General features: G+C 39.5%; 16 protein-coding genes and 1 pseudogene. 9 read left to right on the forward strand and 8 right to left on the reverse strand.

Annotated features, from left to right (window positions below; genetic code table 11):
• Positions 1-94: 94 nt before the first annotated feature.
• Positions 95-445 (forward strand): YbjQ family protein, encoded by a 351-nt coding sequence (locus F944_RS10790; protein ID WP_004990395.1) that lies wholly within the window; start codon positions 95-97, stop codon positions 443-445.
• 10 nt (positions 446-455) lie between these two features.
• Positions 456-917 carry a YbjQ family protein gene (locus F944_RS10795; protein WP_004990396.1) on the forward strand — a complete coding sequence of 154 codons (462 nt, stop codon included), beginning with the start codon at positions 456-458 and terminating at the stop codon, positions 915-917.
• Between the two features lie 32 nt (positions 918-949).
• Here the strand turns inward: F944_RS10795 and F944_RS10800 are convergent, their stop codons facing one another.
• Both F944_RS10800 and F944_RS10805 read right to left on the reverse strand, forming a co-directional pair.
• Positions 950-1,756 carry an SDR family NAD(P)-dependent oxidoreductase gene (locus F944_RS10800; RefSeq protein ID WP_004990398.1) on the reverse strand — a complete coding sequence of 269 codons (807 nt, stop codon included), beginning with the start codon at positions 1,754-1,756 and terminating at the stop codon, positions 950-952.
• Between the two features lie 25 nt (positions 1,757-1,781).
• Complete coding sequence (locus F944_RS10805) at positions 1,782-2,462, reverse strand: hypothetical protein (RefSeq protein ID WP_004990399.1); 681 nt, start codon at positions 2,460-2,462, stop codon at positions 1,782-1,784.
• Positions 2,463-2,707: 245 nt separating this feature from the next.
• Here F944_RS10805 and F944_RS10810 point away from each other — a divergent pair, with 245 nt between their 5' ends.
• The gene (locus F944_RS10810) at positions 2,708-5,611 is read left to right on the forward strand and encodes a valine--tRNA ligase (protein WP_004990401.1); all 2,904 of its coding nucleotides are present in this window, start codon (positions 2,708-2,710) and stop codon (positions 5,609-5,611) included.
• A 226-nt stretch (positions 5,612-5,837) separates the two neighbouring features.
• Here the strand turns inward: F944_RS10810 and F944_RS10815 are convergent, their stop codons facing one another.
• On the reverse strand, positions 5,838-6,419 hold the full coding sequence (locus F944_RS10815) for a putative periplasmic lipoprotein (RefSeq protein WP_004990402.1): 582 nt from the start codon (positions 6,417-6,419) through the stop codon (positions 5,838-5,840).
• A gap of 138 nt (positions 6,420-6,557) precedes the next feature.
• Positions 6,558-6,794: pseudogene (locus F944_RS10820) on the reverse strand (hypothetical protein); the annotation flags it as partial.
• Positions 6,795-7,020: 226 nt separating this feature from the next.
• Here F944_RS10820 and F944_RS10825 point away from each other — a divergent pair.
• Together F944_RS10825 and F944_RS10830 are read left to right on the forward strand one after the other, a co-directional pair.
• Positions 7,021-8,208, forward strand: a complete 1,188-nt coding sequence (locus tag F944_RS10825; protein ID WP_004990403.1) for an ammonium transporter — start codon at positions 7,021-7,023, stop codon at positions 8,206-8,208.
• A 152-nt stretch (positions 8,209-8,360) separates the two neighbouring features.
• Positions 8,361-9,125, forward strand: a complete 765-nt coding sequence (locus tag F944_RS10830) for a BUD32 family EKC/KEOPS complex subunit (RefSeq protein ID WP_004990405.1) — start codon at positions 8,361-8,363, stop codon at positions 9,123-9,125.
• Between the two features lie 144 nt (positions 9,126-9,269).
• Here F944_RS10830 and F944_RS10835 read toward each other — a convergent pair whose 3' ends face one another.
• The 3 genes from F944_RS10835 to F944_RS10845 form a co-directional block, all read right to left on the reverse strand.
• Positions 9,270-10,589, reverse strand: coding sequence for an ATP-binding protein (locus F944_RS10835; RefSeq protein WP_026039880.1), 1,320 nt, complete (start codon positions 10,587-10,589; stop codon positions 9,270-9,272).
• Positions 10,590-10,610: 21 nt separating this feature from the next.
• Entirely contained in the window at positions 10,611-11,285 is a 675-nt protein-coding gene (locus F944_RS10840) for a DNA-binding response regulator PmrA (RefSeq protein WP_004990411.1), read from the reverse strand.
• A 693-nt stretch (positions 11,286-11,978) separates the two neighbouring features.
• Entirely contained in the window at positions 11,979-13,214 is a 1,236-nt protein-coding gene (locus F944_RS10845; RefSeq protein WP_004990414.1) for an MFS transporter, read from the reverse strand.
• Between the two features lie 108 nt (positions 13,215-13,322).
• Here F944_RS10845 and F944_RS10850 point away from each other — a divergent pair, with 108 nt between their 5' ends.
• From F944_RS10850 to F944_RS10865, 4 genes are all read left to right on the forward strand, one after another.
• Complete coding sequence (locus tag F944_RS10850; protein WP_026039881.1) at positions 13,323-13,946, forward strand: 1-acyl-sn-glycerol-3-phosphate acyltransferase; 624 nt, start codon at positions 13,323-13,325, stop codon at positions 13,944-13,946.
• A 68-nt stretch (positions 13,947-14,014) separates the two neighbouring features.
• Entirely contained in the window at positions 14,015-14,932 is a 918-nt protein-coding gene (locus tag F944_RS10855; RefSeq protein ID WP_004990424.1) for a patatin-like phospholipase family protein, read from the forward strand.
• Positions 14,933-15,196: 264 nt separating this feature from the next.
• The gene (locus F944_RS10860; RefSeq protein ID WP_004990428.1) at positions 15,197-15,664 is read left to right on the forward strand and encodes an NfeD family protein; all 468 of its coding nucleotides are present in this window, start codon (positions 15,197-15,199) and stop codon (positions 15,662-15,664) included.
• A gap of 11 nt (positions 15,665-15,675) precedes the next feature.
• Positions 15,676-16,533, forward strand: a complete 858-nt coding sequence (locus F944_RS10865; RefSeq protein ID WP_004990430.1) for an SPFH domain-containing protein — start codon at positions 15,676-15,678, stop codon at positions 16,531-16,533.
• 66 nt (positions 16,534-16,599) lie between these two features.
• On the opposite strand, the gene F944_RS10870 is transcribed toward F944_RS10865, so the two are convergent.
• On the reverse strand, positions 16,600-17,508 hold the full coding sequence (locus F944_RS10870; RefSeq protein ID WP_004990432.1) for a polyprenyl synthetase family protein: 909 nt from the start codon (positions 17,506-17,508) through the stop codon (positions 16,600-16,602).
• Positions 17,509-17,588: the final 80 nt, after the last annotated feature.

Raw genomic sequence — 17,588 nt, forward strand, 5'->3', positions numbered from 1 at the left:
AATAGTTTGACTAAGCTCACTTCGGTGGGCTTTTTTATTGCATCTATATGACTTTTTTTATATCTTCATAACACCATTTTTAAAAAATAAGTATATGTTATTAAGTAATTTAGAAAGTATGCCAGGTTACCTCATCACACAACAACTTGATGTCGTGTACGGAAGCACTGTTCGTAGTAAACATGCGGGACGCGATTTGCTTGCAGGTTTAAAAAATATCGTGGGCGGTGAACTCACCGCATATACAGAACTTCTAGAAGAATCCCGTCAGGAGGCTATGCAACGTATGATTGCTAAAGCTGAGCAATTAGGTGCAAATGCAATTGTAGGAATACGTTTCTCGACATCGAACATTGCACAAGGTGCATCCGAACTTTTTGTGTATGGTACAGCCGTGATTGTGCAACCTCATGCACCCAAACTCCCCGATCCTTTTAGTTCTTAAGGCATAACTGATGGAAAATCTTATTTTTCAGGTTGTTCTTTTTTTGATTCTTTGTGCTATTGGATGGGGTTTTGGTCGGTATTTTGAACGAAAACACTGGCGTGAACTTGAGCACAAAGAGCAGCAACTTGCTCATATTCGCATTGATAGCAATCGCTTTGTCTATAGTGAATTATCAGGTCAATTTATTTCAAGTAATGTTGTGATTTCTCATGATTATTTTAAATACATCATTGCCAATATCCAGAATTTTTTTGGTGGTCGGCTCACCAGTTATGAAACCGTAGTCGATCGTGCACGAAGAGAAGCCATTGTCCGACTTAAACAAGAAGCTGTTCGTCACGGTGCAGATAAAATCATGGGACTACGTTTAAGTACCACGGAACTCGGGATGCAAGGCGGTATGGTTGAAGTATTTGCTTATGGAACAGCTATTTTTGCTAAAGCTACAGTAGAACAATCAAGAAGTTGAAAGCAACTTCTTGATAAAAGCCAATAAAGCTATTATTTCACTTTCATTTTACGAATCATTTTATAAAGTAAAGAAGGGGCTAAGCGAGAGATTAAAACACCTAGTTTTTCTTTAGTCCCCCCGACTACAATATATTCCTGTTCCTGCATAAGCGCCTTCACCACTTCCTGCGCAAATTCATCGGCTTCAAGACCATTTTCAATTGCTTCATCCTGATGACCTTGTGGCTTTCCTTCGCCATTAAGCGCATTAAAAGACACATTGGTTTTAACAAAGCCTGGAAAGATCACCGAAACTCCAACGCCAAACTGTGCAATTTCAGCACGTAAGCTATTCGCCCACATATGAATCGCTGCTTTAGCTGCCGAATAACTAGCGCGATATTGAGTGCCTAACAAACCCGCCACACTAGACACAAAGGCAATTCGACCTGTTTTTTGCTGAATAAATGTCGGAAGTACGGTTTTAGTCAAATAAACTTGTGAAAAATAATCAATTTCCATAATCGCGCGTTCAGTTTGCATAGTGGTGTCCTGAATGAGCGCGCGTTGACTCAATCCTGCATTGTTAATGAGCCAGTCAATTTTTCCTTTTTCTTCCAGAACTTGTACATAGGCATGGCGAATTTGAACTTCGTCGGTAATATCCGCAGCAATTGAAAGATGTCGTTCAGGTTTAAATAAACTGATTCTGACATTTTCCAGTTCATCGTATCGGCGCGCGGTTAAGATAACCTGCGCTCCCTGTAATGCACATTCACGTGCCAAAGCTTTGCCTAAACCCGATGATGCCCCAGTAATCCAGACGACTTTATTTTCAAGTGTTGTTAACTTCGCCATGTTTATTTCCTTATAAATAATGAAACTATGTTTCTTTTTGCATAAAAATCAGAAAGTGTTCAATATATTCATTTGCTGTGCTTGAATCAATTTTTTCACCTAATTTTTCAAGACGTTTGTATCCTAGATGCGTGGTCATCTTAATCACACCATTAAGGGTTTTATCGACAACCAAATTAAATTTGAGCAGTTTCTTAGGCTTACGAATAAGACTGGTAACCCCCTCGTCCACAATCTGAGTCAGTACCTGAAATGCCTTAGGCACATAACTCATCTGCCCTTCGCGCACTTTTTCAATATGTGCAAAAGCTTCTTGAACCAAGGATGGATCTAACTCATAACGAACATAAATTTGTCGATTATGCTCACTTAATAAATCTGAAAAATAGTTGACTAGCGGTGTTAATCGTTCATTGCTAAAAAAAGAAACAGACCACGGCATATATTTACGCATAGTCTCTAAAACCTGTTGAACTACTTTTTCTGATTCTGCGACATGCTTTTGCGCATCTACACTATTCTTTTGCTTTTGTTGATATAACAAATCGGCAAAGACCTGCTCAATAATTTCACAGGCAATTTCAGATAAGACATTCCCCAATGCCTTAGACTGACTTTGTTCAGCGCCCAAATTTAATTGGGTACGAATATTTTCAAAACGACCATGTGTTGCTTCATTAATTTTTAAAAAAACTGCATATCCCATTGCATCATCCCTAAATTCCTAACATCTTCTGTAGTTTGTTTTTATAGACCAGTGAAACATTGATCTGATGTAAATTTAACAAGTTTCGATTAAAACATAAACTTTTTTACTGACTCTACAGATTACTTTTGCACCAAAATAGATAACAATTTTTTAGCCCAATCCAATCTGATCGTAACACGCCATTTTCATTGTTTTTTTGCTACAATAGATGCAATTTTTTATACACTTTTGACTTTTAAATTATGTCTGACGCAAACGCTCCATCTGCTCAAAACATTGCGACCACTTACGATCCGACTGAGATTGAAAAAAAATGGTATCAAACTTGGGAACAACAAGGTTACTTTAAGCCATCTGGTCATGGTGAATCATTCTGTATCATGATTCCACCGCCGAATGTCACGGGTAGCTTGCATATGGGACATGGTTTTAATAATACCATTATGGACGCTTTGACCCGTTATAACCGTATGATGGGAAAAAATACCTTATGGCAACCGGGAACGGATCATGCAGGTATCGCTACGCAAATGGTGGTTGAGCGTCAATTGGCCACGCAGAATGTCAGTCGTCATGACTTGGGGCGTGAGCAATTCATCGACAAAGTCTGGGAATGGAAAGAACAATCTGGCGGCACCATTACCAAACAAATTCGTCGTTTGGGTTCTTCGGTTGACTGGTCGCGTGAACGTTTTACCATGGACGAAGGTTTATCTAATGCCGTTAAAGAAGTCTTTGTTCAACTGCATGAACAAGGTCTGATCTATCGTGGCAAACGCTTGGTCAACTGGGATCCAAAACTCCAAACTGCCCTATCTGACCTTGAAGTTGAATCAGTTGAAGAAAAAGGCTCTTTGTGGCATTTCAAATATTTCTTTGAAGATAAATCTCTTAAAACCCAAGATGGCAATAACTATCTCGTCGTTGCAACCACACGTCCTGAAACCTTATTAGGTGATAGTGCAGTTGCGGTACATCCTGAAGATGAACGTTATCAACATCTGATTGGCAAAAATATCGTATTGCCGATTACTGGCCGTTTAGTGCCGATTGTTGCGGATGAGTATGTCGAAAAAGACTTTGGTACAGGCTGCGTCAAAATTACCCCTGCGCATGACTTTAATGACTATGACCTAGGCAAACGTCATGACTTGCCAATTATCAATATTTTTAATAAAAATGCCGAAATTCTGGCTGATTTTGAATTTATTGCAAAAGCAGGCGAACAGATTTCAGCGACGATTGCGGCACCGACAGACTATATCGGTCTGGAGCGTTTTGCTGCACGTAAAAAATTGGTTGCACAGGCAGAAGCAGAAGGCTGGTTGGATCAAATTCAACCGTATGACTTAAAAGCACCTCGTGGCGACCGTTCAGGTGTCATTGTTGAGCCATTATTAACTGATCAATGGTATGTGAAAATTGCACCGCTTGCCAAACCTGCGATTGAAGCGGTTCAAGATGGACGCATCAAGTTTGTTCCAGAGCAATATACCAATATGTATATGGCATGGATGAACAACATTCAGGACTGGTGTATTTCACGTCAATTGTGGTGGGGTCATCGTATTCCTGCATGGTACGACGTTGATGGCAACATCTATGTCGGTCGTAACGAAGAAGAAGTCCGTGCCAAACATAATATTGCTGACAATGTGACTTTACAGCAGGACGAAGATGTTTTGGATACTTGGTTCTCATCGGGTCTTTGGACATTCTCCACCTTAGGCTGGACTGGTGATGCTGCCAAAGATAAAGAAAACTATTTCTTAAACACTTTCCACCCAACTGATGTGTTGGTGACTGGTTTTGACATTATCTTCTTCTGGGTGGCACGCATGATCATGCTGACTATGCACTTTATGAAGAATGAAGATGGTACTGCACAAGTACCGTTCAAAACTGTGTACGTACATGGTTTGGTTCGTGATGGCGAAGGTCAAAAAATGTCAAAATCTAAAGGGAATGTACTTGATCCTTTAGATTTGATTGACGGGATTGACTTGGAAAGTCTGGTGGCGAAACGTACTTTTGGTTTAATGAATCCAAAACAAGCTGAAAAGATTGAAAAATCAACGCGTAAAGAGTTTCCCGAAGGGATTAATGCTTACGGTACAGATGCGGTACGTTTTACTTTCTGTGCACTTGCCAATACTGGCCGTGACATTAAGTTTGATTTAAAACGTGTCGAAGGCTATCGTAATTTCTGTAATAAAATCTGGAATGCCACTCGTTTTGTCTTGATGAATGTTGAAGGTCAAACTGTTGCTCAAGAAGCTCGCCCTGAGCTTTGGGAGCTTCCAGAACAATGGATCATCAGCCGTTTGCAAAAAGCCGAACAAGCCGTTCATCAGGCATTTGCAACCTATCGCTTAGACCTTGCCGCGCAAACCATTTATGACTTTATCTGGAATGAATACTGCGACTGGTATGTCGAACTGACCAAGCCTGTGCTTAACGATGCCAATGTGTCAGAAGAACGTAAGGCAGAAGTTCGCCGTGTGTTGCTTACAGTGATGGAAGCTTCTTTACGTTTGGCACATCCACTCATGCCATACCTGACTGAAGAAATCTGGCAGACCCTTGCACCAATGATTGGTAAAGGTGGCGATACGATCATGACGGCGCAATACCCTGTTCCTGAAGCAGCAAAAATCAATGAACAAGCCGAAGCAGATATGCAGTGGTTACAAGGCTTGATTGGTGCGGTACGTAATATTCGTGGTGAAATGGGCTTAGGCAATGCACGTTTATTGCCTGTATTGCTGCAAAATATTTCTGATGCAGAACGTACTCAAATCGAGCGTATTGAACTGTTATTTAAAGCATTGGCTAAAGTTGAAAGTATTGAATTTTTGACGAAAGATCAAGAACCACCATTATCGTCTTCTAGTGTTGTCGGTCATGCGTCTGTCTTTGTTCCAATGAAAGGTTTGATTGATCCGAAAGCTGAACTGGGTCGTTTACAGAAAGACTTGGATAAAGTTCAAAAGCAACATGACCAGATTGCCAATAAACTAGGTAATGAAGGTTTTGTGGCAAAAGCACCTGTGGCGGTAGTTGAAGGTGAAAAAGCCAAGTTGGCTGAATGTGCGGATCAGTTAAGTAAGATTAAAGCAAGTATGGAGCAGATTGCTGCGCTTTAAAATACTTATTCTCAACATAAAAAATACCCATCCTAATTTTATTTAAGATGGGTATTTTTATGTCATTCAATAAACAAGCTCAAATTAAAATATCATCTAGATAAATTTATGAAGTATCAATTTACATATAACCAATCCATAAGTTCGTTATCTTTTCTACATTAGCTCTCAATTAATTTGGGCTAAGTCCACTTAAAAATATTAAAACATGCATAATCTTCATATTTTATGGTTGTAAATCATTAACAATCGTCATTACAGCTTTTTCGATATCCTCGATTTCATTCTGTGGAGTACCAGTACTAGATAAATCACGAGCTATTTTTTTAAAATTTCCTATCATTCCACCTTTAGATGCTATTTGTTGTTTACGTTGAAACGTTTGAACGACTTCTCCGTTATAAGTAACTTTCACATTGTAAGTAAAAACAGTATCCGCATAGCCACCAACAAGTTTATCTCCACCTATAAACTTTAACCCTTCTCCCATAAATACTCGTTTATGAATTAAGCCTATATCTACTAGTGCAAACCCTGTCGATACATTAGTTATATTCTTATGCTGACGTTCTAGTTGCTTATTTAGCTCATCTACGTATGTTTGCTGAATGTTGTCTTTTGTGAGAAAACCTTCCTTTTGCACACTGCTCTCTAACCGAATATTTACGTCATTCAATTTATATTGTTTAGGGTGCATATTGGTGAAGGCAATAATATTTTGTGATTTTTTATCAATATTAGGTGGATTAGATGCACAACCAACCATACCCAAGACTACTGGTAAAATCACCATTAAAAATTTTTTCATATTTTAATTTCACATAAAGATTAATATAAGCATTAACAAAGACTAAGTCTTTGAACGCATCAAAATTCTATCTGCTTTTCAAATTAAATTACATGCATATTTAAAACTGAAATAACAGGATATTTAAACTATGTCTTTTCAAAGTAAAAGCGTTAAATAAATTTGATTACAGATACTTATCAACATCATCCCCAAACAAATCACCAAACACAACGTCATTGCAGCACACAAAGTCTGTAAACTAATCACCGCAGCCATTAGTTGGCTATCTGCTTTTAAAACTTTAGTTAAAATATAAGCGGTCGATGCAGTCGCTAAAGCAAAAAAGATCGTCACAATCTGAATTTCAAGATGCGATAACTCAAGCCACAGACACTTCGTTTACTCATCACTACAAGCACCATATTTGCCCAATATGCACCACAATTATTGAAAAAATGATGAATCACATCCAAACTGGTGCGTTTTTTGCTTAAAGTTTTAAATTATCAAAGCATGATGACTTTGGTTCCTATTTTTTAGATTTACTAAACCATTTTGGTGCATTAACTCTAAAAGTTATGTATTAAAACTGGTTTATAGCACCTATTTTGAGCAAACTATGCAAAATGTAGATCTCTTTTTCTTATTGCTTGGAGCAGTACTCGTCTTAGCCATGCATGCAGGTTTTGCATTTTTGGAATTAGGAACAGTTCGCCATAAAAATCAGGTCAACGCCCTCAGTAAAATTTTGACCGATTTTTCTATTTCAGCAATTGCCTATTTTTTTATCGGCTATTACATCTCTTATGGGCTGCATTTTTTTCACATGGGCACAACGCTTTCGGCAGAACATGGTTATAACCTAATGCGTTGTTTCTTCTTACTGACGTTTGCCGCAGCCATTCCTGCCATTATTTCAGGTGGTATTGCCGAACGAGCCAAAATGCGACCACAAGCGATTGCCACCTTTTTATTGGTTGCTCTGGTTTATCCATTTTTTGAAGGTATTGCATGGAATGGAAATCTTGGTTTACAGAATTGGTTACAAACACATTTTGGTGCGCCATTTCATGACTTTGCAGGTTCAGTTGTGGTACATGCCATGGGTGGCTGGATTGCACTTGCCGCCGTAATTTTATTGGGTGCACGTCATGGTCGTTATAAAAATGATGGTCGTGTCAGTGCGCATCCGCCATCATCTATTCCTTTTCTGGCCTTAGGTTCATGGATTTTAATTGTTGGCTGGTTCGGCTTTAATGTTATGAGTGCCCAGCGCGTCGATGCAATCTCTGGTCTTGTTGCGATTAATTCACTCATGGCAATGGTCGGCGGTACATTGAGCGCAAACTTAGTCGGAAAGAATGATCCAGGATTTTTACATAATGGGCCTTTGGCTGGACTTGTTGCAATTTGTGCAGGCTCAGATGTGGTGCATCCTTTTGGGGCATTGCTGATTGGGTTAATTGCAGGTGTGATTTTCGTTAAATTATTTACTTATACCCAAAACAAACTGAAAATTGATGACGTTCTAGGTGTTTGGCCTTTGCATGGCGTTTGTGGTGTTTTTGGTGGTCTTGCTGTAGGAATATTTGGACAACAATGGCTAGGTGGATTAGGTCATGTTTCTTTTATATCTCAGTTAATTGGAAGTGCTTTGGCTGTCAGTATTGCTTTACTGGGCGGCTTCATTGTCTATGGTGTTTTGAAAATGACGATGGGCATTCGATTGTCACAGGAAGAGGAATTTCAGGGCGCAGATCTTTCTATTCATAAAATTTCTGCGAACTCAGAAGAAGGCATGTTTTAGATCAATTTTTTGATTAACTTTTATATTACCCTAGCGGCTCCACTGAGCCGTTTTTTTATACATAATCATTTAAATTTACTCAACAAATCCCATCGTGACAGCACGTATCAATCCGCCTAGAATAAAAGACAGATGATGACAGGATTATATTGATGGGGAATTTTGCAGACTTCTTGAACGCGTCTATTGATCAACAAAATGAATCGATACAGTCTTATGAGTTCAACGGTCGTAAAGTTTGGTTAAAGAAAGCATCTGAGCGTCATGCACTTTGGTTATACACTCCTTTGAGATGGTTTGCCCGCTTGCTTCAACTAGATGCACTGATTCCGGTTCCTAATCGTGGTGGCAAAGAAGCCATCCAATGTGAATATCAACGCCTTACTGCTCTGAAAAAGTTAGGTATCAAAACGCCACAGGTTTTGGCTGTTTCACATGAAGGTATTTTAATTGAGGATGCAGGCTCCAGTGAGCACGAAGTCGTACAACTAGATCATGCCTTAGCCAGAGCCATCAGCTCTGAACAACGCATCCAACTCTATACCGATGCAATTTTGGCAATTCAATCCATACATGCAAAAGGCAGCTATTTGAGTGAAGCATTTGTCCGTAATATTTTAGTCGATGAGGATCATCAGTTTACCTTTATAGATTTTGAGACAGATCCGGGAGAACTTTTAAGTTTAAATCAATGTCAGGTACGTGATTGGTTATGCTTTATTTTTTCATCGTCATATCGACTTGAACTCACGGAACTTGATCAAGCAAGTGCTATTTTTTATCATGCTTTAAATAACAATAAAAAGGTCTATCGTGACATTTGCAATGTTGGTCATAAATTGCAGTGGATCTTGAGTTTTAAACCTGAAAAATTAGGCAACGACGGCAAACGTATCCAAAAAGTATGTTGTTTTTAAAGAAACTAGAACGCCAAGACCCATTACCGATGATTTAAAACACAGTTGATCCATTTGCTTTGGCTCTGATCAATGCTTTAGTCTCTTGGCATTTTTAAAATCTTTTTAATATTTGGACTTTTAATAGGCTAGCTCTTAAATATCTTAACTTTTTAAGATCTTGGGTAAGCAGACTAAAACACTGAGTCCACCCAATTCTGTACTTTGGGAAAGAATCAGTTGACCACCTAAGCGCTGTGTTGCTTTATCCACAATGGATAACCCCAAACCACTGCCCACTTCCAGATGATGATGTACTCGATAAAAACGTTTTAACACCTGATCATAATATTGAGGATCAATCCCCGCACCACTGTCTTCAATTTGCACACAGGCACAGCTATTCTCATCTTCATAGACGGAAATATTAATCACTCCTGCCACGGGAGTGTACTTAATCGCATTATCAATCAGGTTAAAAATAATCGAATGTACTGTGGGTTCAATACTCACCATTTCAATGTCTTCATTGCGCTCAAAACCCAGATCAATTTCCTTTTCCATTGCTAAATTCATCAATTGCTCAACGCAATTTAAGGCAACATTATTAAGCTGAAAAGTACTGAATCGCTCCAGGCTACTCATTGAGGCATCCTGTTTAGCCAGAGCCAACAGTTGACTGACCAAATGCTGAATTCGCGCGAGTCCTTTACTCAGATTTTGAAAGGCAGCATGATCAGGAAACTGACTGAGTAGAATCTTGGTTTGCAAATTTAAAGCAGTAATGGGTGTCCGTAACTCGTGGGCGGCATCAGCGACAAATTGTTTCTGCTCTTGTTGAGCCGTCGAAATTCGTTCAAACAACCGATTCATTTCATGAATGGTTGGAGAAAGCTCTTCTGGATAATCTTTTTCATGAATAGGCGCTAGATCATTAGAATCACGCTGTATCAATTCAGATTTGAAGTCATCCAAGGGTTTTAAACTACGTCGAATAATACCTGCCAAACCAATTAAGGCAAAAGGCAAAATAATGACATAAGGGAGGAACATACTACCCGCGAGTTCCAACGCCATCACTTGTCTGACTTTTTCTTGCTGACTGATCTGGATTTGAAAATCTTTGGTCGGCATCACATAAGTACGCCAGATGCCATGGTCGGTTTGCTGGGTATAAAATCCAGCATACTTCACCGGAGGAACCAATAAACGGTCTGCATGACTTAAATGACTTTGATCTTTATAAGCCCAAATATCAACAAATAAATCTTCCTCACGATAAACACGATCTTTTTCAAAATGACTGACAACTGCTCCATAAGGTTGAGTCGCAGCACGTTTGGCCAAATATTGCATTTGTGCATCGAGAATTTGATTACTTTCCTGCAATGCAATTTTATAAGCTGAAAATATCAGAACACAGCCGAGCAATATACTAAAAATAGACGTGTACCAGATTAAGCGTCGCTTTAAAGAATAATGCAGGGCCATAATGGATAAAATTCCTTAACTGTGACCCAGACGATAACCTAAACCACGAATAGTACGGATGAAATCTTTACCCAGTTTAGAACGTAAATGATGCACATAGACTTCAATGGTATTACTGGTGACTTCGCTATCAAAGTCATACAGTTTATCTTCGAGATTTGCTTTGGAGAAAATCTTGTTTGGATGCGTCATCAGTGGAATTAAAATTGCCCATTCACGATTAGAAAGTTCAACTTCCTGACCTTTGACTGTTGCAACATGCTTTTCGATATTTAAAGTCACATCACCACTTTTAAGAATTTGATCCTGACTTGTGGCCTGAGCTTCTTTTCCACTTCGACGTAATAAGGCATGAATACGGGCCAACAGCTCATCAAACTCATAAGGCTTAATCAAATAATCATCAGCCCCTTGATTTAAACCATCAACACGATTTTCCAGTTGATCCCGCGCTGAAATAATAAGTACAGGAACAGCCGTTTTTTGACGAATCTGTTTAAGCACTTGCATACCATCCATCATCGGCAAACCGAGATCAAGCAATACCAGATCAAAACTTTGTTTTGAAAGTTGCGATAAACCATCAATTCCGTTATTTACCCATTCCACATCAAATTGATGATACTTAAGCAAAGTGAGCGTAGACTCTGCAATCATGAAGTCATCTTCAATAATCAGGATTTTAGGCATGGTATTGGCTCACAGCTAATCAGTTTATTATCAGGATTTATATCAGTATGTCATCTGGCTCAGATCTTCATAAGATGTGAAATATCTGAAGTACAATGACGGTGTATCTGAACATTAAAATGTTTATTTTCATCTGTATTTAAACAGGTTATGTTTAAAATGACTAGACCAATATAAATCCTGCACACAATTTTATATTGAATAAATAACGTCAATCATTTTCGGCTTGATGAAATTTTATTTTGACCTAATTGAATGATTTGAATAAATCATCTTGATTTGTCAAATCTACTAAAGTCTCATATAAGCTTAAAAAATGGAATTGGGCATCAACATCATATTCAGATTACATTCACTAATCTAAGAATTTAAGCTTAAAACTCTCTTAAATACATAAAGGCAAGCGTAATACTCTACTTTAATTAGCCTATTGATTTATTGGAATTTAAGCGACAGCCTAGTTTCTCTGGCTGCTGTTCATCTTTGTTCAGCCACTTTTCAGGATGAAATCACTTGAGTAACGGTGCATTCTATAAGCTTTGCAAAAGGTGCAACTACCATCTGTTATAGTGAATTTATCTGTAAAGGCTCATCCATCAGTTTTAAAGTGGATTTTGTAGTGACATATCGCCAAGTCATTTTTGAGTTGGTCGATATTGGATGAATTGATTTTATTTAATACTTATAAGCTAGTTAAAGCATTTTTCTCCAGCGATAGATAGGAACCAAGCAAACGATCGCAATCAATACAATTAGTGCCAAATACAGGGCATAACCCAACCAATCCCCCATAATTCCACTTAAGATATATAAACCACCGCTTACTGTTGCCATAATGGCAACCTGAAAAGTGAAATCTGTTCCTGCAAACGCTTTTCGACTATATTGCATCACCAAAGTCAGCATAACCACCAAAAGCATCGCTGATACCGCATCTTCCAGTGCATTAATCAAATACACAATAAGATTAGGAATCTGGACATTCCGCTCAAAAGCGAAGGCTAAACCTGCATATGCGAAGAGCGTTAAAATTTTGCAATAAGAAAACACCAACAGCAAGGTTGATCGTGTATATCGCTTAAGTAAATAACCTGCGATAACTGCTCCACACAATGCCGCAAATGCACCGAACATGGTGATATAGACACCAATCTGAGTAAAGTTCAGTCCTATATCGACCATAAGGGGTTTTAATAAAGGACCACTCAAACCATCCGCAATTTTAAAACTGATCAGTACCCACAACCAGCAACGTAACTCAGGCGACTGCGTAAAATGCTTAATATAGTCTTTCAATGCAAATTGCGTTGGGGTTGGTTGCGATGCATGATTTATTCGGGTTTGTTCATTGTTATAAGACCAGACAGGAATGGTATTGACGAGTACCAGCAAAGCCAGACCGAGAAAAGTCATTTGCCAACTAAACCAATCCAGAGCCCAAAGCAAAACGCCTCCACCCACAATAAACCCAAGACGTGAACCAATCACCTGAAAGGTATTGCCCCAATGTTGTTGATCTGTTTTCAGCAGATTCACTGCCAATGCATCAGTGGCAATATCCTGTGTCGCTCCAGTTAAATTCAAGCAAAGCAGCAGTACAAAAAATAAAAATAGGGAATCTGTTTGGCTGAGTGACTCAATCGGATAAAAAGATAACGTCACTAAAATAAGCACACTAAAAATCTGAGTCGGTAAAATCCAGCTTCGATAATGTCCTATTTTAGCGCTACCAAACCGATCGACTAAGGGTGCCCAAAGAATCTTGATTGACCACGGCAACATCAGTAAACCAAACCCACCAATATGTGCCAAAGAAACTCCCTGCGATCTTAAAATCACAGGCAAAGCATGGGTCATGAAACCAACAGGTAATCCCTGCGCCCAATACAATGAAAATAATAAGACATATAAGCGCACAGGATTGAGCATCCTTTTCCCTTTGCAAAAAAGTTGAGCAGTAAAGTCTACATTTTGCCAATGTCAGTTCAATTTCAAAAGCCTATGATCATAAAAAAGGATTTTTATAGTGATAAATATATGCCACATTTTCCAGAATTACCTGATCAAGTCCCGCATCGGGGTACACCTTTGAGCCGAGCATTATTTAAAACCCTTTTTTTAGCGCAAGGCTGGAGCATTGAAGGTGAATTTCCAAATTTAAGTAAGGCTGTTGCGATTATTGCGCCACATACCTCAAATATTGATGCATGGTATGGTTTTCTGGCGATTGGTGGACTAGGCATTAAGATTACTGTCTTGGGTAAAGATAGCCTCTTTAAACCGCCTTTTCAGCCTTTTTTAAAATGGGCTGGCTTGATTCCTGTGAAACGTGATCGCATCAATGGATTAACTGCACAAGTGGTGGAGTTTATTCAACAGCAAGATCAAATTTGGGTCGGTATGGCGCCTGAAGGCACTCGAAAAAAAGCAGAAAAAATTAAAAGTGGTTTTTATCAAATCGCTTTAAAAGCACAAATCCCAATTGTCATTTTTGCATTTGATTTCGACCATAAAATTATTCATAGCTTGGGCGTGTTTGATCCAACAGGTCACTATGAACAAGATTTGGATCAGATGATGCAGCGATTTGCAGGAAAATTCTCACCACATACCCCAGACTGGCTCTCATTACCTTTACAAAATCTAGTCAAAAAACGCTAGTATTCAGGTCTCAAATCTGTTGAGATGTGCGCATCTTTTTGACCATTTTTTTGCTATTTTAACTGAAAATGAAAGTTGCACATTTTGCCTTGATTGGCACCCTGAGCCTTGCGCTATTTGGCTGTGATAAAACCGTTAAAACTTCGACTCAAACCACTCCTCTCAAAGCCCGCGAACCTGTGATTGCATTGGCTCTTGGCGGTGGCGGTGCGAAAGGATTTGCGCATATTGGGGTGATTAAAGTTTTAGAATCTCATGGGATCAAGCCTAAAATCGTGACAGGAACCAGTGCTGGAAGTTTTGTTGGCAGTATTTATGCGAGTGGTCAAACGCCTTACCAAATGCAGAGTCTTGCGCTGAAGTTACAGGAATCTGATCTGCGCGATCTTACCCTCAATCGTCAGGGCATTATTTTAGGTCAAAAATTACAAGATTATGTGAATACCCAAGTCGGAAATAAACCGATTGAAAAGTTTCCGATTCGTTTTGCCGCTGTTGCTACTCGTCTGGACAATGGTCAAAAAGCCGATTTTATTAAAGGTAATGCAGGTCAGGCCGTTCGCGCATCGTGTAGTATTCCCAATGTCTTTGTACCTGCAACGATTGGGAATGTAAAATATGTCGATGGTGGTCTAGTCAGCCCAATTCCAGTTAAAACGGCCAAAGATATGGGTGCAGATATTGTCATTGCTGTCGATATTTCTGCACGTCCAACAGGTGCGGGCGCTGGCAATATGCTGGGGCTTTTGGATCAGACCATTAATATTATGGGTCAGCAAAGTATTAGCACTGAGCTCAATCAGGCCAATGTCGTCATTCAGCCTAAAGTTGGCAATTTAGGCGTACTGGATTTGAAATCGAGCAATCAGGCCATTTTGGAAGGTGAAAAAGCGGCACAGCTCAAAATTAAACAGATTCAAGGCGTCATTAATGCCTTTAAACAATCTCCTGCCGCACTCAAACCTGCACCACGTCCAAAATTTTAAAGCTTGTTCATCTTAGACTTCTTTCATCAATCCCTTTGATTTCTCGCTAAGAGAGAAAAATAAAGAAAGTCTAAAGAGTGATAAAAAAAAGCCATTCTCAAGGGTATTTGACTCTGATTTAAATACCCTACACCCCATCAACTAGAAAGCATTTTTTTGATTTTTATATTCATTTCGCTATTTTAATATTCATCCTTGCCCAGTTCTGTTACATTGATAACTGATGATTTTTTCATCTTTCACATAAGTAATATGAGCAACGCTATGGAATTAGTTTTAGAACCCTGGCATTGGTTTGTTTTAGGTATCATTCTCATGCTTTCTGAGTTGATTTTACCTGCCTTTGCCGCCCTTTGGTTTGGTATTGCCGCCATTATGGTGGGTGTTTTATTGTGGCTTTTCCCCATCATGAGTTTAAACATACAAATTGTGATGTGGATCATTTTGTCTATTCTTTGCACGATTCTATGGTTTAAATTTATTAAGCCACTTTCAATTGATAAAACCAAAGCGGGATTATCCCGCGAAGCCACCATTGGTCAAATTGGCATGGTAATTCAGGTCGGTTTAACTCATGATCAGGTCGTGGTGCGTTTTGCCTTGCCCGTATTGGGTGCTGATGAATGGAATTGCCGTAGCCTCTCACCTGTAGAGGTGGGTGATCGTGTACGTGTAGTCGATATTATGGGCAATGATCTGGTTGTTCAATTACATAAATCTCAAGAAACATAAGAGGATTTTTTATGCCAGTCGGTACGATTATTGGTTTAGCCTTTCTCATTTTTGTGGGAGTGACCATTTTTAAAGGGGTGCGTATTGTTCCTCAGGGCTATAAATGGATTGTTCAGCGTCTAGGAAAATATCATGCAACACTCAGTCCTGGACTAAATTTTGTGATTCCCTATGTCGATGAAGTCGCTTATAAAGTCACGACCAAAGACATTGTCTTAGATATTCCTTCGCAGGAAGTCATTACTCGCGATAACGCGGTTTTGGTCATGAATGCCGTGGCTTATATTAATTTAACCACGCCTGAAAAGGCGGTGTATGGTATTGAGAACTATACATGGGCAATTCAAAATCTGGTTCAAACCTCGCTACGTTCTATCGTCGGCGAAATGGATCTGGATGATGCATTATCCTCGCGTGATCATATTAAAGCTAAGCTTAAAGCTGCCATTTCAGATGATATTTCAGACTGGGGCATTACCTTAAAAACCGTCGAAATTCAGGATATTCAACCGTCAACAACAATGCAGGCGGCGATGGAAGCGCAAGCCGCAGCAGAACGTCAACGTCGTGCAACCGTCACTCGTGCAGATGGTGAAAAACAAGCGGCGATTTTAGAAGCCGATGGTCGTCTGGAAGCTTCGCGTCGTGATGCTGAAGCTCAGGTGGTCTTGGCTGAGGCTTCGCAAAAAGCCATTGAAATGGTGACTTCGGCAGTCGGTGAACAGGAAATTCCTGTGGCTTATTTGTTGGGGGAACAATATATCAAGGCCATGCAGGATTTGGCGAAATCCAATAATGCCAAAACCGTGGTACTCCCTGCCGATATTCTCAATACTATTCGTGGTGTGATGGGACGAAATCCGTCATAATCCCCAAATAATACCTCAACACGTGCAATTTTTTTGAAAAAGAATTGCACGTTAAAATCCTGAAAATTAGTTTTTTCTCGATAATACAAACTGTGCAATTTCCAGCAAATCTTTGGCAGATTCACCAAAATAATCCAAAGCTGCAAGCGCTTGTTGCTGTAAAGATTGGGCATATTGTTGTGCTTGTTCTAAACCCATCAATGCTGGATAAGTTGACTTTTCTACCTGTTCATCTTTACCTGCGGTTTTACCTAATGTTTCGGTAGTGGAAATAATATCTAGTACATCATCATGCACCTGAAAAGCCAGCCCAATGTTTTGCCCAAATTGACGCAATTGAGGAATGGCTTGATCTGTGCCTGAAAATGCGGTGACGGCACCCATCATAATCGCAGCCTGAATCAATGCCCCAGTTTTATTGCGATGGATGGTCTCAAGTTGATCTTGATCGATTGCTTTGCCTTCTGCCTGTAAGTCCATGACTTGACCACTGACCATTTTAGAACTAGCAGTTGCCAAGATTTGAACTTGTTTTAGTACAACTGTACTATCAACACTTGCCTGTTGGTCAAATAAGCGACTGGTCAAAACTTCAAATGCCATCGACTGTAAAATATCTCCCGCGAGTAAGGCGGTGTCTTCACCAAAGGCCACATGACAAGTCGGCTGCCCACGGCGTAATAAATCATTGTCCATACATGGCAGATCATCATGAACCAATGAGTAACAATGAATAAATTCCACCGCAACCGCAGCACGACGTGCCGCAGCAAAATTTGAATGTTCACTGAGTGATGCTGCTGCATAACACAATGCTGGACGCACACGTTTTCCACCTAACATTACAGCGTGATAAACGGCTGACTTCAAAGGTTCAGCCAAAGAAAAAGCATCTAAGGCCAATTTTAAATCTTGCTGAATACGCTCTTGTGCCGCAAATAATGCATTGGCATTTACTGGTGAAATCGATGTCACGACAGCCTCTGATGAAACAAAAAATAAGAGATCTTTACACGCCCAAGCGCGATCTGATGAGTTGCCCACAAAGATAACAT

Origin of the sequence: Acinetobacter ursingii DSM 16037 = CIP 107286 (genome assembly GCF_000368825.1) — a bacterium.
GTDB classification, from domain to species: Bacteria; Pseudomonadota; Gammaproteobacteria; order Pseudomonadales; family Moraxellaceae; genus Acinetobacter; species Acinetobacter ursingii.